Origin of the sequence: Paludibacter sp., assembly GCF_009712605.1 — a bacterium.
In the GTDB taxonomy this organism is placed as follows: Bacteria; Bacteroidota; Bacteroidia; order Bacteroidales; family Paludibacteraceae; genus Microbacter.
Genome location: NZ_WASO01000001.1, coordinates 727,296 through 749,498, shown reverse-complemented (window position 1 = coordinate 749,498; position 22,203 = coordinate 727,296). Strand labels below are relative to the sequence as shown.

At 42.7% G+C, this 22,203-nt stretch carries 15 protein-coding genes; 13 read left to right on the top strand and 2 right to left on the bottom strand.

The annotated features are described in order from the left end of the window. Window positions 1-7 precede the first annotated feature (7 nt). From F8N35_RS02805 to F8N35_RS02775, 7 genes are all read left to right on the top strand, one after another. On the top strand, window positions 8-1,705 hold the full coding sequence (locus F8N35_RS02805; protein ID WP_293049828.1) for a hypothetical protein: 1,698 nt from the start codon (window positions 8-10) through the stop codon (window positions 1,703-1,705). 319 nt (window positions 1,706-2,024) lie between these two features. Further along, entirely contained in the window at window positions 2,025-2,741 is a 717-nt protein-coding gene (locus F8N35_RS02800; RefSeq protein WP_293049827.1) for a methyltransferase, read from the top strand. A 145-nt stretch (window positions 2,742-2,886) separates the two neighbouring features. Then, entirely contained in the window at window positions 2,887-4,518 is a 1,632-nt protein-coding gene (locus F8N35_RS02795) for a glycogen/starch synthase (protein WP_293049826.1), read from the top strand. Between the two features lie 490 nt (window positions 4,519-5,008). After that, entirely contained in the window at window positions 5,009-7,573 is a 2,565-nt protein-coding gene (gene glgP, locus F8N35_RS02790; protein WP_293049825.1) for an alpha-glucan family phosphorylase, read from the top strand. 448 nt (window positions 7,574-8,021) lie between these two features. Beyond that, complete coding sequence (locus F8N35_RS02785; protein ID WP_293049824.1) at window positions 8,022-10,460, top strand: DUF4982 domain-containing protein; 2,439 nt, start codon at window positions 8,022-8,024, stop codon at window positions 10,458-10,460. A 252-nt stretch (window positions 10,461-10,712) separates the two neighbouring features. Further along, a complete protein-coding gene (locus tag F8N35_RS02780) occupies window positions 10,713-12,158 on the top strand; it encodes a hypothetical protein (protein WP_293049823.1) in 1,446 nt (481 codons plus the stop codon). Between the two features lie 262 nt (window positions 12,159-12,420). Then, on the top strand, window positions 12,421-12,813 hold the full coding sequence (locus F8N35_RS02775; protein ID WP_293049822.1) for an antibiotic biosynthesis monooxygenase family protein: 393 nt from the start codon (window positions 12,421-12,423) through the stop codon (window positions 12,811-12,813). Window positions 12,814-12,939: 126 nt separating this feature from the next. On the opposite strand, the gene asnS is transcribed toward F8N35_RS02775, so the two are convergent. Both asnS and F8N35_RS02765 read right to left on the bottom strand, forming a co-directional pair. Further along, the gene (asnS, locus tag F8N35_RS02770) at window positions 12,940-14,349 is read right to left on the bottom strand and encodes an asparagine--tRNA ligase (RefSeq protein ID WP_293049821.1); all 1,410 of its coding nucleotides are present in this window, start codon (window positions 14,347-14,349) and stop codon (window positions 12,940-12,942) included. A gap of 119 nt (window positions 14,350-14,468) precedes the next feature. Beyond that, window positions 14,469-16,007, bottom strand: a complete 1,539-nt coding sequence (locus tag F8N35_RS02765; protein ID WP_293049820.1) for an SUMF1/EgtB/PvdO family nonheme iron enzyme — start codon at window positions 16,005-16,007, stop codon at window positions 14,469-14,471. Between the two features lie 241 nt (window positions 16,008-16,248). On the opposite strand from F8N35_RS02765, the gene folP reads away from it, so the two are divergent. From folP to F8N35_RS02735, 6 genes are all read left to right on the top strand, one after another. Further along, complete coding sequence (gene folP, locus F8N35_RS02760; RefSeq protein WP_293049819.1) at window positions 16,249-17,100, top strand: dihydropteroate synthase; 852 nt, start codon at window positions 16,249-16,251, stop codon at window positions 17,098-17,100. Between the two features lie 24 nt (window positions 17,101-17,124). After that, a complete protein-coding gene (gene cdaA / locus F8N35_RS02755) occupies window positions 17,125-17,901 on the top strand; it encodes a diadenylate cyclase CdaA (RefSeq protein WP_293049818.1) in 777 nt (258 codons plus the stop codon). A gap of 30 nt (window positions 17,902-17,931) precedes the next feature. Continuing rightward, a complete protein-coding gene (locus F8N35_RS02750) occupies window positions 17,932-19,008 on the top strand; it encodes a DUF2027 domain-containing protein (RefSeq protein ID WP_293049817.1) in 1,077 nt (358 codons plus the stop codon). Next, window positions 19,009-19,854 carry a lipoyl synthase gene (lipA, locus tag F8N35_RS02745; RefSeq protein ID WP_293049816.1) on the top strand — a complete coding sequence of 282 codons (846 nt, stop codon included), beginning with the start codon at window positions 19,009-19,011 and terminating at the stop codon, window positions 19,852-19,854. 118 nt (window positions 19,855-19,972) lie between these two features. Beyond that, window positions 19,973-21,010, top strand: a complete 1,038-nt coding sequence (locus F8N35_RS02740; protein ID WP_293049815.1) for an asparaginase — start codon at window positions 19,973-19,975, stop codon at window positions 21,008-21,010. A 56-nt stretch (window positions 21,011-21,066) separates the two neighbouring features. Continuing rightward, window positions 21,067-21,984, top strand: a complete 918-nt coding sequence (locus F8N35_RS02735; protein ID WP_293049814.1) for a helix-hairpin-helix domain-containing protein — start codon at window positions 21,067-21,069, stop codon at window positions 21,982-21,984. Window positions 21,985-22,203: the final 219 nt, after the last annotated feature.

The following is a 22,203-nucleotide window of genomic DNA, read 5'->3' as shown; positions in this document are numbered from 1 at the left end:
CGAAACAATGAAGAAAACAACCTGTTTTATCCTCACTGCCTTCGTGGCCGGATGCCAGATTATTGCAGCGCAGAGCAACAAAAACGACACGATAGCAAGGCGCAATGTCGTTATTGAGCGTGATTACGTACCAACAATCAAAAACACCGACAAGCTGGATATTACCCCTATAATCACAGAACCGGAAATTAAAAAGACCGAAGCCGTTTATTCTGAAAAAATGAATTTACTCAAACCGGAATACGAAGTCAACAAGTGGCCGGCAGCAGCAATTCATCTGGATCAGAACACCTATAAAAAGGGATACGCCCTGTTAGGTTTCGGAATGTACGGAACAGTTTTGGGTGACGTGTTCTACCCCATTGTGGATGACGGCACTCAATCGCTCACTTTCGACACTCACATCCACGGACTTTTTGGCAACACGCAACGCCAGTGGATCACTAACTTCGGACTGAATTACGTCACCCACCTTGAAAACTTCGACCTGAGTATGGGGGCCTATTTCAAACGCAACGGATTTAACTACTACGGAACCAACGGTCAGTATTTCAACAACTACACAGCAAACTACAAAGACTCGACCAATAGTTTTATCAATTTTGGGCTGAAAGCAGGCATTAAATCAAAAGGAGATGCTGAAGCCATTGCATACAAAGCCGACGTTCAGTACAACAACCTGACTCCCGGTACTGGCTTGGGCGAACAAATGGTTCATATCACCGGCAACATCGACTTACCCATCGGAGAACATCGTATCGGTTTGGCAATTGACGATTACAACATGTTTTATGCCAAATTCCAGGGTCAACAACTATATCCGAGCCATTCGATTATTGGTGTAAACCCTTATTTCAACCTGAAAGGAGACGAGTGGAGCGTTCGCTTAGGGCTGAAAGATTATTTTTCGATCAACGGCAAAGGGAAATCCTTCAATCTGATGCCTGATGTTTCAGCACAGGTTAACCTGATTAAAACCGTAACACTTTATGCAGGTATTACAGGTGAATACTCTGTCAATTCGATGCAGAAGATTACAGACGAAAACTACTACATTGCACCGACGTTAAGGGTGGATGACTCATATGCTCCGATCGATGTATTTGGAGGCATCAAATTCTCCCCTTTAGCTGGTCTTTTGATCAACGGTTCTGTTGATTACAAATCGTACAACAAGCAATATTTTTATGCAAACCAGTACGAACCGCAATATGTTTATGATCTGATATTAGCAAATACCAGTTATCTATACAACTATGCAACAATATTGAAGCCAACCTTCAACGTTCTCTATGACAAAGCCAGTGTGGTAGCTGCCAAACTGAATGTTGCATACAACTGGAAAGACCGGTTTTTGGCACACATCAATGCCACATACAATAATTGGGACACGAAAACACTTACCAAAGCTTGGATGAAACCCTCCACTGAAATAGAAATTGGAGGCGAAGCCAAAATTACCCGCAATGTTTTCGTGAATGCCAACTACTATTTTGCCGGTGGCAGATATGCATATTTGTACGGCGCGGAATCGGTAAAGATGAAAAATGTAAATGATCTTAGCCTCGGAGCTTCTTATTCATACAGCGACTGGCTGACCGCTTTTATTCGCCTGAACAATGTAATGGGAACCAAATACCAGACATACTACGGGTATGATTCTCTCGGACTGAACTGGCAAATCGGAGCAGCCGTTTCGTTCTGATATTCATTCGTAATGAGGATGTCTCAAAAGAAAATGTTTTTATTGATAAACTTGTAAACGGAAAGGTTATTCCATTTTTTCACCCCTAATTAGCTTCGCTGATCTGCGATTCCCTTAAGGGGACTTTTGCACCAATCAACATAGCAGATTTATAGCCCCTTCAGGGGTTTGGGGTATAAGAACAAATATCTATTTTCGATTCGTAAGTTATTATAAAATCAATATCCCTTTTGAGACATCTTCGTTATTTTTATCCCAACTCGTTCTCTGCGCGTCTTCTCACATCCTCATTGTCTCACCACCTCACTACCTGACACATATGCCGAATCCATATTTCCAATTCAAGCAATTTACCGTATGGCACGACAAATGCGCCATGAAGGTAGGAACAGACGGCGTATTACTGGGAGCCTGGGCTGCTGTTGATGAGGCAAAAACGATACTCGATGTAGGAACAGGAAGCGGACTGATTGCACTGATGGCGGCTCAACGAAATCCGACAGCCCACATCACTGCCATTGACATAGAAGAGACCGCCGTGACACAGGCTGAAGAAAATTTCAAACGGTCGCCCTGGCAAGAACGGTTGACGGTACATCATGCGTCACTCGAACAGTATGCACTAACCGCCAATGCCGCTTTTGACGCCATTGTTTCCAATCCGCCCTATTTTCATAAGTCTTTACATTCTCCTGACAAAAAACGTACACTCGCACGACACACGGCACACCTTACGCAAGATACGCTACTTATCAACTGTCGCGAACTTCTTTCTGCCAATGGCTCTGTTTATCTGATTTTACCGGTGACCGAAGGAGAACTTCTTCTGGAGAAAACCGCTGATTATAAACTATTCTGCACCCGTAAGACATTGGTGTTTCCAACTCCGGCATCCAGTCCAAAACGGCTTTTAATTGCCTTAGCCAAAACACAAAAACTGCTTTTGGAAGACACTATCACCATCGAATCCGGCATACGACATCACTACTCCGAAGATTTCGCCCGTATGTTACAGGCGTTTTATCTTAAATTATAAAATACATTCCCTAAGATAGCCTAAATAACGTTCAAGAGCTTTACAAATACAATCGTTTGCGGGGTATAGAACGTTAACCCGGTCCGATTCAACTTGTCGGATTAAAAAAAAAAACTATCTTTGTAACGCAATAACGTATAATTTGATGAATAACAATTACATAACACCCGACTACGTTTTTGAAACGAGTTGGGAAGTATGCAATAAAGTAGGTGGAATTTACACAGTTTTATCGACACGGGCATCTGTTTTACAACAACGACTGAAAGATCATCTGATATTTCTCGGACCCGATTTAGGTGCTTCTGCTCATCCGGATTTCACTGAAGACACTGCATTATTTGCCGACTGGAAAGAGGAGCTTGCAAAATACAATGGCATAAAAGTTCGCTCAGGCAGATGGAATATCCCTGGCAGCCCCATTGCTTTGCTGGTCGATTTCTCGACACTGCATTTGCAACGCAACAATCTTTACCGTCAGGTTTGGGAGTGGTATGGTGTTGACTCGCTGCATGCTTACGGCGATTATCACGACTCTGCCATGTTCGGCTACGCAGTCGGAATTGTGATCGATAGCTACTATCGCTACTATAAACTGAAAGGGAAGAAAATCATCGCCCACTTTAACGAGTGGATGACAACATTCGGATTATTCTTTCTGAAACGATATACTCCTGAGGTAGCTACCGTTTTTACGACTCATGCCACTTCAATAGGAAGATCGATTGCAGGGAATCACAAACCGCTGTATGATTATCTGGCGCATTATGACGGAGATCAGATGGCTGCCGAGTTAAGTATGCAGGCGAAACATTCCGTGGAGAAACAAGCAGCTCATTACGCCGATTGCTTCACAACCGTTAGCGACATAACCGCCCGTGAATGCACGCAGTTATTGTGCAAAGCGCCGGACGTGGTTACTCCCAATGGTTTTGAAGACGATTTTGTACCGACTGGAAAGCAGTTCAACATAAAAAAAGAGGAAGCCCGCAACACTTTGAAAAAGGTAGCCGAATGTCTGCTCACGTATCAGTTACCGGAAGATACCCTGTTTGTTGCAACCGGCGGACGCTATGAGTTTCTGAACAAAGGACTTGACGTTTTTATCGAATCATTGAAACGTCTTGAATATTCACAAACGTTATCGCGCACAATTGTAGCGTTTTTAATGGTGCCGGCCTATATTTCCGGACCGCGACAAGACCTGCAAAAGCACCTGAACGGAGATGACAATGTTCCGCATGGGAATCCGTTTGTCACGCATCAGTTGGTAGAACCGTGGCACGATCCGATTTTATCGTCGATCAGCTGGTCGCACCTGACGAATGCACAAGAAACTAAAGTTAAGATTATATTTGTACCGTCATATCTTACCGGCGAAGACGGAATTTTCAACAAAAGCTATTATGACTTGCTGATAGGAACCGACCTGACCGTATTCCCTTCGTATTACGAACCGTGGGGATATACACCGATGGAAAGTGCGGCATTTTCCGTGCCCACAATCACCACCAGCTTGTCAGGGTTCGGGCAATGGGTCAATTACCACCAGCAGGACATCGATCAGGGAGTTGCTGTAATTCCCCGCAATGACTCAAACTACGACGACGTGGTAAGTGAGTTGGTAAGGCAAATCGAACAATTTGCAGCCCTGACGCCGATACAGGTTCAGTCGGCACGAAAAAAAGCGGCTGCCATTGCAGAACAAGCGCTTTGGGAACATTTTATTGAATATTACGACAAGGCATATACAATTGCATTAAGCAAAAAAAGATAATACATATCCGCAAGCTCTGTATTGCTTATCAATAAACAGTTTGTAAGACATCTTGACTTTTTATATTTTGACCCCCAACCCCCTAAATGGGGGCTGTAACTTTGCAAAATGCACAAAATTTTCTCGTTTTAAGGACGAATTCCTCCCCATTTAGGGGAGGTTAGGAGGGGTCAGAAGGTAAATACAGAAAATAAAATACATTTTCCTATAAAAGTCAAGACGAGTTTTTTCCGTCAATGTTTTTGCTTACTTTTTGCGCCAAAAAGTAAGGCCTGCCGCAGGCAAAGAGCAAATTAAAACGATAAAAGAATATTTTATCACTTGATTCAAGCAGATGGCAATGCTTGCAAAATTGAAGAAAAATAATCATCAGACCCGGCTACAAGATAGCTGATAGGTAAAAAGGCAACATTTAACAAACTTATATGTAACACGCTCCGCCCAAACGGAACGAATTACATTGGGCATTTACAAATCAAATTATTCACGTATGAAACTACAATCATCAAAAGTGAACAACCCCAACTGGAACGAAATTACGGTAACTTCTCACGTTCCGGAAAAATTGCAAAAGCTACTCGAGATTTCCCGTAACATATGGTGGGTGTGGAACTTTGAGGCGACAGAAATGTTTTCGAGCATCGACTCCAAGCTCTGGAACGAATGCGAAGGAAACCCTATCGTAATGTTGGAAAGATTGAATTACGAAAAGTTGGAAGAGCTGGAAAATGATCAGGCGTTTATGCAGCGTCTGGAATCCGTTTATGCTTCATTTCAGGAATACATAAAAACTCCTTTCGATACAAAAAAGCCATCAATAGCTTATTTCAGCATGGAATACGGCCTCTCCAATATCCTGAAAATTTATTCAGGCGGGTTGGGAATTCTGGCCGGTGACTACCTGAAAGAAGCCAGCGATTGCCGTGTGGACATGACCGCCGTCGGATTCCTTTATCGTTACGGCTACTTCACACAGAGCCTGTCGATGGACGGACAGCAATTGGCCATGTATGAACCGCAGAATTTCGGCTTGCTGCCAATCGAACCGGTAAAAGACGAACACGGTAACCAGATTCAGATTGAAGTACCTTATCCGGGCCGCATTATCTATGCTAATCTCTGGAAAGTATCGGTTGGCCGCATTGCGCTCTACCTGCTCGATACCGACAACGACCGCAACAGCGAATACGACCGTCCCATTACCCACCAGCTTTATGGCGGCGACTGGGAAAACCGCCTGAAACAGGAGTACCTGCTTGGCATCGGCGGTATCCTCACCCTGAACAAACTGGGCATCAAAAAACAGGTATACCACTGCAACGAAGGACATGCCGCCCTTATCAATGCACAACGACTGGTAGATCTCATCCAGGGTGATGGTTTATCATTCAACCAGGCAATGGAAGTGGTCAGATCATCTTCTCTTTACACGGTACACACGCCTGTGCCTGCCGGTCACGACAGCTTCGACGAAGGGCTGTTCGGCAAATACCTGGGCGAATTCCCGAGCCGTTTAGGCATCAGCTGGGACGAATTTATCGACCTCGGCCGTGAGAACCCGGGCGACAGAAGCGAAAAATTCAGCATGAGTACCTTTGCCTGCAACACCTGTCAGGAAGTAAACGGCGTAAGCTGGTTGCACGGCAAAGTGTCGCAGGATATGTTCCAGAACATCTGGAAAGGCTACCTGCCGGAAGAGCTCCATGTAAGTTACGTTACAAACGGAGTCCACCTTGAAACATGGACTGCTTCCGAATGGCAACGCCTCTACGACAAAACATTCGGCCCTGAGTTCCGCGAAGACGAATCGAACCTGAAAATATGGGAAAAGATACATACCGTCAGCGACGAAGAGATCTGGAAAACCCGTACCGCGCTTAAAAACAAGCTGATTAATCATATCAAAGGACAGTTTACCGAAACATGGCTGAAAAATCAGGGCGATCCTTCGCTGATTGTTTCCATTCTGGAAAAGATCAACCCGAACGCGCTCATCATCGGTTTCGGACGTCGTTTCGCGACATACAAACGTGCTCAACTCCTGTTTACCGACCTCGACCGTCTGGCCAAGATCGTAAATAACCCGCACTATCCGGTACAGTTCCTTTACACCGGTAAGGCTCACCCTGCCGACGGCGCAGGACAGGGATTGATCAAGCATATCGTTGAAATTTCACGCATGCCCGAATTTCAGGGTAAGATTATCTTCCTCGAAAATTACGACATGCGCCTTGCCAAGCGCCTGATTTCAGGTGTGGATATCTGGTTGAACACCCCTACCCGCCCGCTGGAAGCTTCAGGTACTTCGGGACAGAAAGCCGAAATGAACGGCGTTCTGAACTTCTCGGTACTCGACGGATGGTGGCTCGAAGGTTACGTGAAAGGTGCCGGTTGGGCTCTGACTGAAAAACGCACCTACGAAAATCAGGATTACCAGAATCAGCTGGATGCCGCAACCATCTACACGATACTTGAAAACGAGATTATTCCATTGTTTTTTGCCAAAAACAGCAAGGGTTACTCTCCCGAGTGGATACAGTACATCAAAAATTCGATTGCTAAAATTGCACCACGATTCACCACCAAGCGCATGTTGGACGACTATATCGAACGCTTCTACAACAAGCTGAGCGCTCGCCACGACAAGCTGGTTGCCAACCATTACGAAAAAGCGAAAAGCATTGTGGCGTGGAAAGAAAAGATGGCTGCCGGATGGGATCATATCGAATTGCTGGAACTTTCGGTTCCCGAACAACTCCGCATGTCGCCAACCGTGAACTCCGAGTACGACCTGAAAGCGGTAATCGATGTGAAAACGCCGGATTGCAAAAACATCGGTCTGGAGCTGGTAATGACCTACAGAGACGCCAAAAACACGGAACACATTCTGGATACCGAGGAATTCAACCTTGTAAAAACAGAAGACACCCGACTGACATTCGCCCTGAACTACCGCTTAACCAAAGCCGGAACATTCAAAATCGGATTCCGTCTCTTCCCCAAAAACGAAGAACTGCCGCACCGTCAGGATCTCAACTTTGTAAAATGGTTATAATCCAATAGAATAGAAGCAAAAAGGCTGATTCAATCCTGTGTTGAGTCAGCTTTTTTCGTTTTCTGTCAGGCAGTTTGTCTGTTCCCAAAATAATTCACCAGATCAAGAAGGTTCATATTTGTAAATGTTGCAAAGTTACAGCCCCCATTTGGAGGAATTGAAGATCAGCGAAGCTAATGGGGTCAAAAATTAAAAATCAAGATGGCTCCATAAACAAAGAGAACCCAGAAGTGATTTAATTCACAATTTGGTTGAATTGTCTACCTTCTCAATATATAAAATACTATATCTTTGCCTTCAAAACAAGAACCTTTGTACCGATCGAAAAAAGACAATAAGATGAGCCACTGCTTAGTCTTCATTCTTCTTTTGGCATTACATTCTTTGTCTGCATTCGGTACTTTTTACGACCACATGTAATTCAATAAAATATTTTTACAGAACCATTATGAAAGCATACAAAATTGCAGTTTTGACGCTATTGTGTTTTTATTTCGAGTCACCTGCTTATTCACAAACAGTAATCAAAGAACTCTCATCGTGGAAGTTTCTTAAAGGAGACAACAAACAGGCCTCACAAACAGGATTCGATGACTCGAACTGGACTTCTGTAAAAATACCTCATGACTGGGCCATATACGGCCCCTTTGATAAAGAGATTGACAAACAGGTCGTAAAGATTGAACAAAACAACGAAAAAGAAGCTACCGAAAAAACCGGCAGAACAGGGGCTTTGCCATTTATTGGTACAGGGTGGTATCGCACTGCCATAAACTTACCGGAACTTACCTCCGACAAACAGGCTTTGATTACGTTTGACGGCGCCATGAGTAACGCCGAGGTCTACATCAATGGAATCAAAGTCGGAACCCGCCCATACGGATATAGCTACTTCTATTTCGACATCACGAATTATCTCAAACCCGACCAACCAAATGTAATTGCGGTTCGTCTGGAAAACCTCCCTTTTTCGTCCCGATGGTATCCCGGCGCCGGGTTATACCGAAAGGTTAAGCTTATCATTAAAAACAAAGCAAGTTTTCAACATTGGGGAAATACCATTACAACACCATTCATCTCAGAGCAATTGGCAAAAGTAAACATCCGCTCCAAGGTTCAGGGTGAAAATGTAAAAGTACAGGTCTGTATAAAAAACTCTCAAGGCAATGTAGTCAGCAATGGCACTGCGTCAGAAAAATTCGGAGATGAAATAGAACAAAATATAACCGTACAAGAACCTCAGCTCTGGAGTCCTGAGAATCCTTATTTATATACTGCCGAATTGAAACTTTACCAGAACGACACGTTGAAAGATACAGAAATTGTGCGGTTCGGTATACGTCAAATCAGCTACACGGCATCAAAAGGATTCGAACTCAATGGGAAAGTCCTGAAATTTAAAGGAGTTTGTTTGCATCACGATTTAGGTCCGATCGGAACTGCTGTAAACAAAGCCGCGCTTAAACGACAGTTGACGATTTTGAAAGACCTCGGATGTAATGCAATCCGTTCGTCGCATAATATGCCATCATTCGAGCAATTAGAGCTGTGTGATGAAATGGGATTCCTGTTTTTGGCCGAAAGTTTTGACGAATGGAAAACCCCCAAGGTAGAAAATGGGTATCATCTCTATTTTGACGAATGGGCAGAGAAGGACGTAGAAAATTTAGTACGCGCAACCCGCAATCACCCCTGTATCGTAATGTGGAGTGCCGGCAACGAAGTGCCCGATCAATGGAGCAATGATGGTGTCAAAAGAGCGAAATGGCTTCAGGACATTTTCCACAGGGAAGACCCAACCAGACCCGTAACCGTTGGTATGGATCAGGTAACCGCTGTGATGAAAAACGGATTCGGAGCCGTTCTTGATATACCCGGATTAAATTATCGCACCCACTTGTACGAAGAAGCTCACGAAAAATTTCCACAAGGCCTGCTTTTAGGGTCTGAAACTGCCTCAACCGTTAGTTCGAGAGGTGTCTACAAATTTCCGGCTGTAACTGCAACCGGGAAAACGTATGCCGACTTACAATGTTCCTCTTATGACCTCGAGTATTGCGATTGGTCAAACATTCCCGAGGATGATTTCATCTTGCAGGATGACAAGCCCTGGGTGATAGGTGAGTTTGTTTGGACTGGATTTGATTATTTAGGGGAACCGACGCCATATGACAATTACTGGCCTTCCCGAAGTTCTTATTTCGGCCTCTGCGATCTTGCCGGCTTGCCCAAAGACAGGTATTATTTATACCAGAGCCGATGGAATTCGAAAGACGAAACATTACACATACTACCCCATTGGAATTGGCCCGGATACGAAGGTAAAAACATTCCGGTATTTGTATATACCAACCATAATAGTGCAGAGTTATTCATCAATGGCAAGAGCCAGGGAATACAGAAAAAAAGCAATCAATCTAAATTAAACCGTTACCGATTGATGTGGATGAATGTAAAATATGAGCCCGGAACATTAAAAGTGGTTGCTTATGATGACCTGGGAAAACCAGTTGCTGAAAAAAGCATTGTCACTGCCGGTAAACCTCATCACATCAAGCTGGAGGCCGACAGGAAAACCATTACATCGGATGGAGAAGATTTGAGTTTTGTAACTGCCTCTATTGTTGACAAACTGGGAAATCCGTGTCCGACATCCGACAACAGGCTGAATTTTACTGTCACAGGTAACGGTTCATTCAGAGCCGTATGCAATGGAGATGCAACCTCATTAGAAATGTTCGACAAACCAACCATGAAAGCTTTTAATGGAAAACTGGTCATTTTAGTCCAATCAACAACTAACAGCGGCACTATCGCATTGAAAGTTTCCGGACAAGGTCTTAAAGATGCAAACATAACTCTAACCTCTTCAATACAAACAAAGTAGATTTCGGCCCGTTCGGATAGGTAGCCAGACCCACGTAGCGGCGAATTTTCAACTACGTGAAGTGGTTATAATCCAATAAAATAGAAGCAGAAAGGCTGATTCAATCCAGTGTTGAGTCAGCCTTTTTCGTTTTATGTCAGAAAATTCGTCCATTTACAAAATAATTTATTCCCGTTTTAATTTTCATATTTATAAATGTTGTAAATTTACCTCGCAAATTATACACTAGTCTATAATAAAAAACACACTACCATGATAGACAATACCAAAATTGAATTAATTCCGACAGGTAATACACCTCAAAAGATTGAAACTTCGATCGCCGAATTTAACGAACCGCTAAGTAATCTATTGAAACACGTTCGGTTACCGACTGAAAATGTATTACAACCAATAGAAGAGCGGCGGAAAGTGATATTTTCCCTTGAAAGCGCTTTGGAGGTTCTACCGTACGAAGATAGAGAGAAGGCATATTATCTTTCAAAATTCACTGTTGCTATTACCGTTGGCCTTTTTGATGGAGCATTAGCATTTTTATGGGACGAAACGATCAAGGCTCTAAGACATTCAATTATAAAATTTGATTTAGAATACTTCTATAGCGTTGCTGGAGAGCTTGCATCTCGTTATAAAAAGCTAAACGGAGAAGAAGACCTTGCTGCTATTTCAGATTATGATTTACTTGACATTTGTAAACGAATTGGATTGATAAATGATATCAATTTCAAAAGACTTGAATATGTAAATTATTTCCGAAATCATGCTAGTTCAGCGCATCCAAATGAGAACCCTATTTCAGGAATGGATATGCTGAGTTTTTTAGAAAATTGTCTAAAGTATGCTATTACGGCTGAACCGGACATTTCAGTGGTCAATATAAAAAGATTGCTGGATAATATTAGAAAAAATGTAATTCCAACAACAGATTATCAATCAATAGGGAAAGATATAGCTAAACAACCACAAGAGAGAATCGATGATTTACTTCTGACTTTGTTTGGTACTTATTGCTCACCTGACCAAGAACAAACAATCCTTGATAATATTGGAGGAATTTGTCCTTATATATGGGATTCAGCTACAGAACAAACTAAATACAAGATTGGAGCAAAGTTTGGACTTTACCGAGTTAATGGAGATGTAAAACGTAAAGACTCAACTCAGAAATTTTTAGAAATTGTAAATGGAGAAGGTTATAAGGATGAAGATAGCTTGGCAGCAGAATTAATCGAAAAACTTGAAAATCTAAAAAGTGTTCATTTTGAGTGGAATAATTTTTATTACGAATATTCACATGCCATTTCTATTGACAAATCTCTTGGAAATAAAGGGATTCCAACAGCTGCAAGAAAAATTTTTGTTAAAGTGGTTTGTTTATGTTACGCTGGAAATGGGAAAGGCTACAGAGATGGTGTCGATGAAAGAGCCGTCAGTTATTATATAAAATTTATCAAGCTTTTTAAAATTCCCGAAGTAGTTGACTTTTTAAATCTTTTTGCAGACCCTGAATTTACGACTGATTTAAATAAGTCAAAACCTGATAATAGAATGAGAAATATTGCAAAGGCGTTAAAGAATACAACGACAGATGTTCACATAAACAAAGCCTTGGACGTGATAATAAATTTCCCATTAAAATCATTGGAAAATGTATCAGGAGACACTCGATTCAAAGAACCTATGAAATATGTAAAATAATCGTTGCTTCACGGTGGCTATAGTTCCTCCGCTAGCGCGGGTCTCCTGACCCGTGCTATAAATGACCGTAGAAAAACATACTAAAGGAACTTGACGCACCTTACTAAGATCCGGATAGAAAACTATCTAGCAAAAAAAATCTATTTTGTGGCTTTTGTTAAGGGCACGGGTCAGGAGACCCGCGCCAGCGGCACACGATAGAGGGAGTTCTTTTTGACCTTATAAAGACCTATAATGCTTAATCTTGCAATAGAACAATCGCATGAAAAATATTCTTTGTGCTTTCTTACTTCTAACATCGATCGCTATGTCAGCTCAGACAAACAAAATGATGATACGCATTGCTGAGATTGAAATTGATTCAAGCTATCTTCAGGAATATAAGGATATTCTACAAATTGAATCTAAAGCATCCGTAAGCAAAGAACCCGGAGTTATTGCCATTTTCCCAATGTATCAACAAGAAAATTCTAATCAGATTCGCATATTAGAGATATACGCGAATAAAGAGGCTTATGAGAATCATATTAAATCTCCTCAGTTTCTGAAATACAAGACCGAAACAATCAAAATGGTGAAATCTCTAAAACTCATTGAAATGAAAAGTATTGATCCTGAAACAATGGATGAAATATTTCGAAAGTTACACCATTAAAACCACGCTCCCGCGCGAACCTAAAATCGTACAGCGCAGAGGTTATCACATTCTCCAATAAACAAGCGAGGCTGACTCAATATTACAATTGAATCAGCCTCGTTTTTATTAATTGCCGCTTTCGGATTAGAATTCTGCGTTTTTAGGAGTACGCGGGAAAGGAATCACGTCGCGGATATTGGTCATGCCGGTAACGAAGAGCAACAGGCGTTCAAAGCCCAGCCCGAAGCCTGAGTGCGGTGCTGTACCGAAACGGCGGGTATCGAGGTACCACCAGATATCCTTTTCGGGAACGCCCATTTCCTGCGCTCTGCGCGTCAGTTTCTCGTACGACTCTTCACGCTGCGAGCCACCGATAATCTCCCCGATTTTCGGGAAAAGAACGTCCATAGCACGCACTGTCTTGCCGTCATCGTTCTGTTTCATGTAGAACGACTTGATTTCTTTCGGATAGTCGGTCAAAATTACCGGTTTCTTGAAGTGTTCTTCCACCAGGTAACGTTCGTGTTCCGAAGCCAGATCGGCACCCCAAAAAATCGGAAATTCGAATTTACGACCTTTAGCTACTGCTGCTTCAAGAATTTCAATACCCTGAGTATACGGCAAACGCACAAATTCATTGCCAATCACAAAGTTCAGGCGTTCCAGCAATTCCTTGTCGTACATGGAAGCGAGGAAGTTCAAATCGTCTTTGCAGTTGTCAAGCGCCCACTGAATGCAATATTTGATAAAGTCTTCGGCAAGCTGCATGTTCTCTTCAATTTCGTTGAAGGCAACTTCCGGTTCAATCATCCAGAATTCTGCCAGATGACGCGGTGTATTTGAGTTTTCGGCTCTGAAAGTAGGCCCGAAAGTATAAATCGAACCCAATGCCATAGCAGCCAATTCGCCTTCCAGCTGACCGGAAACGGTAAGGCTTGCCTGTTTGCCGAAAAAGTCGTTTGAATAGTCGATAGAACCGGTTTCATCCTTTTTCAGATCATACAGGTTCATGGTAGTCACCTGAAACATCTGCCCGGCACCTTCGCAGTCAGATGCGGTAACAATCGGTGTATGGAAATAGAAGAAACCGCGTTCGTGGAAGAACTGGTGAATAGCGATCGCCATGTTGTGACGAATACGGAATACGGCGCCAAACGTATTGGTACGTGGACGCAGGTGTGCAATCTCGCGCAAATACTCCAGCGAGTGACCCTTCTTCTGAAGAGGATATACATCCGGATCGGCAGTACCGTATACTTCCAGTTCTTTGGCAATCAGCTCAACCGTCTGCCCTTTTCCCTGCGATTCCACCAGCTGACCGATCACGCTAATGCAGGCGCCGGTAGTTACCGGTTTCAGAGCTTCTTCCGAGAAAACAGACAAATCAACCACGATTTGCAGGTTATTAATAGTCGAACCGTCATTTAATGCTATAAAGCTAACATTTTTATTACCTCTTCGGCTTCTTACCCAGCCTTTTACGTTAATCTCCTGCGACACCAGAGACGGTGTTGCCATAACATCCACTACTTTGATTCTTTGTAACTTTGCCATGTTATATTCTTAATAAAAAAGCACTTATCTCGTGTAAGTGCTTTTCTTATTTATAAAATTATTTCTTTGCGTGAAAGTAAATCCAACGATCTTCTCATGACTTTCACTCTGCAATCCATTTATCTTCCTTTAAGAGGTGTTCCCAAACGAGTCATTGCACAACGGAAACCGATATCATTAGCCGATTTGCTCTGATCGAGGTAACGGCGTGTGGAAGGATTCAGCCAGTAAGGACGATCTTTCCATGAACCACCTTTGTAAACTCTTGAGTAATCCGAAACTTTGGACGCCAGAATATCCAATTGATCGCTTTCGGGGTTGTACATTTGCTTGGTGGACATGTTCCGTTTTGCTGCTGTAGAATCTTTCCAGAGATCAGGATTATTGGAAGCCTGTAACGAACCATCCTTAAAGTTCTTCACATCGTTCTCATAGTTTTCAATATCTTTCCCTGCGCGAACCACTTTATAGCGCAAGCGGCCCAGGCTGTCGACACGGTATTGAACGACTGTTTTATCAGGAGCATCCTCTGTTTGCCGATAGAAATGAATCGGTTCATAAGCATTTCCACGGAACGGGTTGTATTCTTCCACATCCAGTTCGTTCAACGGACGGTAAACATCAAGCACCCATTCGTTCACGTTACCAGCCATATTGTACAAACCATAATCATTCGGATAATACGAGTTAACCGGACCAGGAATAATGCTCTTGTCTGAGTTACCTCTTACACCCATCAGGTCACCACGGCCACGTGCGAAGTTGGCCATCATAGCACCCTGATGTTTTTTGGAATTGCTACGCATCTGTGTAGATTCCCATGGATACATGTGTCCGTTTTCTGCTTCGCCGAATTTCTGATCGGCAATTACGCCATACGCTGCATATTCCCATTCTGCTTCGGTCGGGAGACGGAAATACGGGAATAAAATACCATCAGCCATTGCTACTTTCGTCGTATCCTTCATTTTCGGATTGCGATTGTTGTAACCGGTGTAGTAGTATTTCTTTGTGCTAAATACATATTTTGCAGCGACTTCATTCGGGTCGGTCGATTTCTTGATAGCAGCCAAATCAGGAGCCTGAATTTTTCTGTTATCCATCAAAATCTTTTCGTTGACACGGTCGGTACGCCATTCGCAATAATCCATTGCCTGTTCCCAGGTAACACCTACCACAGGATAGTGACGATAAGCAACGTGTTCAAAGTAATTTTCCACGTAAGGCTCATTGTAAGCCAGTTTTTCGCGCCAAACAGCCACATTGGGCTTCGCTTTTTCAATAATAGCAGGAGAATTGTGAAGCACCTGTTTGGTCCATTCGAGGTATTCACGCCAGTTTTCATTTGTGATTTCATACTGGTCCATGAAGAATGAATTGACAGTTACACGGCGCTGGAAACTGTTAGCGGTCTGAGCACCCTGTTCTGCATTTCTACCCATCGTGAAAGTTCCGCCTTCAATCAACACCATGTTGGGCGGGATACGCTCGTGATATCTGTTATTTATCTTCAGTCCACCTTTCTTACCATTTAAGGCCCAGCCTGTTGTGTTAGAAAAAGCAGTTGAAATTTTATTACTACTACCACCGCCACACGATACCAGAACAGCCACAGAGGCCATTATGATTCCGATAGTTGACATGCTACGAATGTTCATGCGAAAGAAGTTTGAGTTATATTATTATTTTGAAATCAGACGAAATAAGTATGCTATCATTCTGACAGCCTGACATCTCTAGAAACGGTTAAAATTGCAAAATTTCACGTTTTCAGGGTGCAAATATAGCTTTTTTTATCCAAGCTATGATTCATTTTATTTAATTTTTTCGCAACCGCCAAAAATTAGAACTACAAATATATTTTCCTATTTTTGTACTAACAAACAGTATAACGTAATCATGGTTCAAAATAGTATCTCGATCCGGCTAAAAAATCAATTATATACGCTCTCAAATCCTGTAGTAATGGGAATACTAAATGTAACTCCCGATTCGTTTTACAGCAAGAGCAGGATTCAGTCGGAAGAAGAAATTCTGGCCAGATGCGAAGCCATACTGTCGGAAGGCGGCACTATAATAGATATTGGCGGCTATTCGACACGGCCTACAGCCGAAGCAGTAAGCGAAAACGAAGAACAGGAACGTCTGTTTTGGGCCCTTGAAATCATCAAAAAACAGTTTCCGGAGGCAATTCTTTCTGTCGACACCTTCAGAGCTTCAGTTGCAGAGGCTGTTATTAAAAATTTCGGGGTCGACATTATCAACGACGTATCGGGAGGAACGCTGGATGCCAACATGTTTGAGGTCATTGCAAAATACAACGTTCCTTACATCCTGATGCACATGCGCGGAACCCCGCAAACCATGCAGTCGTTAACCGAATACGATAATTTCATGGAAGAGATTATGCGCTTTTTTGCAGAAAAGATCCGGATTCTTACTGCAATGGGAGTCAGTGATATTATTTTAGACCCCGGTTTTGGATTTGCAAAAACAGTTGAACAAAATTTTGAACTGCTCAGGGATTTATCGAACTTCCGGATTTTCGATCGCCCGGTTTTAGCCGGATTATCCAGAAAGTCGATGCTATATAAAAGTCTGAATACAGATGCCGAACATTCGCTGACAGCCACTATTGCCGCAAACACGCTGGCACTGGCTGGCGGAGCTTCCATACTAAGAGTTCACGACGTAAAGGAGGCTGTGGAAACAATAGCCATTTTCCGGCAGACTTATCCGAGAACAGAATAACGTAAACACTCATTCACAATAACAATGGGATTAGAATTCGGAATTAAAGATATTATTGACATCCTTTTGGTGGCAATCCTCTTCCATCAACTTTACAAGTTGTTCAGAGGCACCGGAGTGAACAATATTTTCATAGGGATTCTCTCCTTGATTGTTGTGTGGTTTTTTGTTGTGTACATTTTCCAACTGGAACTTTTGGGTTCTATTCTGAACCAGTTGATGAATGTCGGGATTGTTGCACTGATCGTTATCTTTCAAAATGAGATCCGGCGTTTTTTCTTTATGGTCGGCTCGCGCAACAAGTGGCGTTTTATCAACAAGGTTGCTCAGATTTTCGGAAATAAAAAAGAAGAAGAAACTGACAACATGAGCGTTACCCAGCTGGTAATTGCATGCAGTCACATGGCTAAAAGCAAAACCGGAGCTCTCATCGTGCTGGTTCACAAAAGCGAACTCGAAGAATTCGTTCATATTGGAGAACGAATAGATGCAAATATCAATGCCTCGCTTATCGAAAACATCTTTTTCAAAAACAGTCCGCTACACGATGGTGCAATGGTTATTTCCAATAAAAAAATCGTATCGGTAGCCTCAATTTTACCCATATCGGAAAATCAGCATATTCCTAAGCACTTAGGACTACGTCACAGAGCAGCATTGGGAATCACCGAGCGATCTGATGCTTCCGCCATTGTTGTTTCGGAAGAGAAAGGTACTATTTCGTATGCCGTGGAGGGCAAAATTTCAATTAACATTTCACCCGAAGAACTACAAAAGACATTGTCCGCAGGGGCAATTTAGAATTCTTATTTAGCAAGCAAGATTATAATTATGATAAAAGCAGGAGATCGTGTTCGTTTCCTCAATGCCGTTGGCGGTGGAGTTGTGACACGCTTTATAAAAAAAGATTTAGTCGGCGTTTTGGACGATGACGGTTTTGAGATTCCGGTATTGACCAAAGAATGCGTGGTGATTGCCGAAGTAAACAAGATGAACTTCCCGGTTCAAAAACCAACCGTACAGGCCGAAATAAAAACAGAACCAATAGCAATAAAGGCACCTGTCGCTCCGGAACCGGAAGAATGGGAAGAATCCGAAGAGACCGATTATGGCAATGAAATCAACCTCTACCTTGCTTTCGTTCCCACGCAAATCAAGAGCCTTTTCAATTCAGCTATCGATGTATTTTTAATCAACGACAGCAACTATACGCTCGGATTTTGTTATGCTACCGTCAACCATAAAAGCGAGCACACATGCAGAGATAGCGGCACAATGCATCCCAACACCAAGCTTTTTCTGGAAACCTTAGAAAAAGAAGAACTGAATAAAATCAGACAAGTGACGGTACAGGCAATTGCATTCAAAAAAGGCGGCACCTATGCCCCAAAACCTACTCTTGATTTTGCAGTTAAGCTCCCAATATCCGACTTCAACAAGCTGCATTGTTTTTCCGAGAATGATTTCTTTGACGAACAAGCCATGATCATTCCTCTGATGGAAAAGGATCTGCCTGCCGCGTTTATCAAACCCGATCCCGAAGAGATAAAGAAGGCCATGCTTCAGAAGGAAGCATCTCCCGCTCCCAAGAAAGCGATACCTGAAAAGAAAAGAGAACGCATCTCCCCCATCGTAGAAGTGGATCTCCACATCCACAAATTGCTCGACTCCACTGCCGGCATGGACAATGCAGCCATTCTCAGCTATCAAATGGATAAGTTCCGGGAAACGCTGGAGCAGCATAAAAACAAGAAAGGGCAGAAAATTGTTTTCATACACGGCAAAGGAGAAGGCGTTTTGCGCAAAGAAATATTGAAAGAGCTCAAACTTAAATATCCGACGTATTACTTTCAGGATGCATCGTTCCGGGAATATGGTTTTGGAGCCACAATGATAACAATCAGATAAATGACAAACAGAGTAAAGAAGCCCGACTGGTTAAAGGTATCGTTGGCATCGACCGGAAATTTTACCGAAGTAAAAAAAATCGTACAACAACACCATCTGCACACCATCTGCACGTCGGGCAAATGCCCAAACATTTGTGACTGCTGGGCACGGGGAACCGCTACGTTTATGATACTCGGTGAAATATGCACCCGCAGTTGTAAATTCTGCAACACATTAACAGGAAAACCTCTGCCTGTAGACCCGAACGAACCTGCCAACGTGGCTGAATCAATCCGGCTGATGAAGCTGAAACACGCTGTTATCACCTCGGTCGACAGGGATGATCTCGACGATTTGGGAGCCTCACAATGGGCCGCTACCATCACAGAAATTAAAAAAGCAAACCCCGGCACGACGCTTGAAACCCTGATCCCGGACTTTCAGGGAAAGGACGAACTCATTGATCTGGTCATAAACGCCCGTCCCGAAATCATCTCGCACAACATTGAAACCGTGAAACGGCTCACACCGCTTGTTCGCAGCGCTGCGAAATACGATGTCAGCCTGCACGTTTTGGCACGTATCGCACAAAGCGGCATCACTGCAAAATCCGGATTAATGGTGGGACTTGGTGAGACCGAAAGCGAAGTTCTTGAAACCATGGATGACCTTCTGAAAGCCGGATGTACCGTACTGACTATCGGACAATACCTGCAACCATCGCGCAAGAATATTCCTGTAACAGAATACGTTATACCGGAACAATTTGACCGATACAAAACCATTGGTTTAGAAAAAGGATTCAGGCAGGTAGAAAGTGCACCGCTGGTTCGCTCGTCCTATCACGCAGAAAACCATCTATAGAAATTAAAATATATCAGAGGAAAGATTATCTTTGCATTGTTCTTCGGAGAAACTAAATTCAAATCCGGCACACTAACGTAATTTTCAATCATATTGATTTTTACGCCATATTTTCATCATGAACCAAGAGACTTCCGTTTTACTTATTTTCACTGGGGGGACCATTAGCATGGCGGAAAATCCGCAAACAGGAGCATTGCGTCCACTCGATTTTAACCGAATGAAAGAGTATATTCCTGAACTCAAACAGCTGAATATCACTCTGGATTCCGTCGCCTTCGACCCTTTGATAGACTCTTCGGATGTCCAGCCCTTCCACTGGGCAAAAATGGCAGCTCTGATTCAGGAAAACTACGATAATTATAACGGATTTGTTATCCTCCACGGCACCGACACAATGGCTTATTCGGCGTCAGCCCTGAGCTTTATGTTGGAAAATCTCAGCAAACCGGTTATTTTCACGGGAGCCCAGCTTCCGATAGGCATGTTGCGTACCGATGCGAAAGAAAATTTACTTTCGGCCATAGAAATTGCCGCAAATGTTGACAGCACCGGAGAATCAACAGTACACGAAGTCTGTATTTACTTTGAAAATTCGCTATTCAGAGGTAACAGAACCACCAAAAAGAATGCCGAATTATTCAACGCATTCGGGTCGTATAATTATCCTGCATTAGTAAAGGTAGGCGTACACTTCAACTTCTCAAGCTCCTTTATTCACAAGAACGAAACAAACAAACCTCTGAAGGTTTCTAGCGCGTTTAATCCGAACATTACCATAATAAAATTATTTCCAGGATTAACCCCCGAAATCCTGAAGGCTATTTTACATTCCGAAGGGTTGAAAGGAGTCGTTTTGGAAACTTATGGAGCCGGTAATGCGCCCCGTCACGATTGGTTTTACGAAAGCCTGCACGAAGCAGTTCAAAGAGGAATTATCATAGTCAATGTGTCGCAATGCGATGCCGGTTCGGTGCAAATGGGACGATACGAAACCAGCCTGAACCTGCTCAAAGCCGGAGTTATCAGCGGGTATGACCTCACCACCGAAGCGGCGGTTACAAAACTTATGTTCCTGCTTGGACAAAACCTGAGCCATGCAGAGATAAAAGAAATGATGCAGACTCCTCTCTGCGGCGAGCTTACTTTGGGATAAAACGCGTATCTAAAGAGAATAAAACGCCAACTTTCAACGTCAAACACTTATTGCTTATGTGGAAAGATTGGTTCTTCTTTTCAAGAAGCCAACAAATTGGAATTATCATTTTAATCGTTATCATTTTAGCACTTTTAGCTGCCAGAATGATACTCCCTGCATTGACTACCCACACAGTCAAAAAAGACAATTTTGAGACCGAGGCCAATATATTCCTCGACTCTCTCAAAAGCGCTCCTCATGGCAATTATCCTCCAAGCTACCACTACAATAATTATGCAGAAAACAGGCACGAGTCAGCTTTCGATAAATTGCCCAAACCGGTTTTATCCCGCTTCAACCCCAACACCGCAGACTCAATACAATTTGTACGATTAGGCATCAAGCCCAAAATTGCATCCAACATCTTAAAGTACAGAAAAAAGGGAGGTAAATTCAGGAAAGCAGAAGATTTTCAGAAAATATGGGGAATCAATGAGGAGCAAATGCAAACGTTACTGCACTACATTGACATTCCTGCAGAAACACCTCCTCCTGTAGCAGCAACAACCTACACTAAAACGACAAAAACAGATGCAGTCGTTGAGCTTAACAGCGCTGACTCGACCATACTAAAGCAAGTAAAAGGTATAGGATCCGGATTTGCGCGGCGCATAGTCGGCTACAGAAAACGATTGGGTGGTTTTGTGAGAATAGATCAATTACGGGAAGTATGGGGAATCACTCCTGAAATGTACGCTGCGTTGGCTCCGCATTTTTCCATAGACAAAAAGTACGTACAAACAATCAACGTAAACAAGGCAAGCATTGAAAGGCTGAAATACCATCCATACCTTAATTTTTATACCGCAAAAGCAATCTATGAATTAAGGCTCACGAGAGGTTCACTCAAATCAATTAACGATCTAAAAACAATTGATATATTAGACAAAGATCTTATCTATAAAATAGAACCATACCTTTCATTTCTGTAGTTCTTGTCTTTTTACATCCCCGCTCAGGCTCAACCAATTTAAAATAAAAAATGGAGCGATCTCCATCGCCCCATTTTTTTCAATAATCTAAAGAGAAAAATAAAGAGTCTGTTTTACTTTCACAAGTTACGCATCTCTGTTTATTGAATAATTAAAATTTACTTCATTAGTAAGACTGTCAAGGAGGCTCCAAAAACATGAGCAATTCCTTACAGAATC

Excerpts from the sequence above, each read along its gene's own strand:
- F8N35_RS02735 (WP_293049814.1), top strand. The coding sequence starts at position 21,067 with ATGTGGAAAGATTGGTTCTTCTTTTCAAGAAGCCAACAAATTGGAATT.
- glgP (WP_293049825.1), top strand. The coding sequence starts at position 5,009 with ATGAAACTACAATCATCAAAAGTGAACAACCCCAACTGGAACGAAATT.
- F8N35_RS02805 (WP_293049828.1), top strand. The coding sequence starts at position 8 with ATGAAGAAAACAACCTGTTTTATCCTCACTGCCTTCGTGGCCGGATGC.
- F8N35_RS02785 (WP_293049824.1), top strand. The coding sequence starts at position 8,022 with ATGAAAGCATACAAAATTGCAGTTTTGACGCTATTGTGTTTTTATTTC.
- F8N35_RS02800 (WP_293049827.1), top strand. The coding sequence starts at position 2,025 with ATGCCGAATCCATATTTCCAATTCAAGCAATTTACCGTATGGCACGAC.
- F8N35_RS02765 (WP_293049820.1), bottom strand. The coding sequence starts at position 16,007 with ATGAACATTCGTAGCATGTCAACTATCGGAATCATAATGGCCTCTGTG.
- folP (WP_293049819.1), top strand. The coding sequence starts at position 16,249 with ATGGTTCAAAATAGTATCTCGATCCGGCTAAAAAATCAATTATATACG.
- F8N35_RS02775 (WP_293049822.1), top strand. The coding sequence starts at position 12,421 with ATGAAAAATATTCTTTGTGCTTTCTTACTTCTAACATCGATCGCTATG.
- F8N35_RS02780 (WP_293049823.1), top strand. The coding sequence starts at position 10,713 with ATGATAGACAATACCAAAATTGAATTAATTCCGACAGGTAATACACCT.
- F8N35_RS02795 (WP_293049826.1), top strand. The coding sequence starts at position 2,887 with ATGAATAACAATTACATAACACCCGACTACGTTTTTGAAACGAGTTGG.
- asnS (WP_293049821.1), bottom strand. The coding sequence starts at position 14,349 with ATGGCAAAGTTACAAAGAATCAAAGTAGTGGATGTTATGGCAACACCG.
- lipA (WP_293049816.1), top strand. The coding sequence starts at position 19,009 with ATGACAAACAGAGTAAAGAAGCCCGACTGGTTAAAGGTATCGTTGGCA.
- F8N35_RS02740 (WP_293049815.1), top strand. The coding sequence starts at position 19,973 with ATGAACCAAGAGACTTCCGTTTTACTTATTTTCACTGGGGGGACCATT.
- cdaA (WP_293049818.1), top strand. The coding sequence starts at position 17,125 with ATGGGATTAGAATTCGGAATTAAAGATATTATTGACATCCTTTTGGTG.
- F8N35_RS02750 (WP_293049817.1), top strand. The coding sequence starts at position 17,932 with ATGATAAAAGCAGGAGATCGTGTTCGTTTCCTCAATGCCGTTGGCGGT.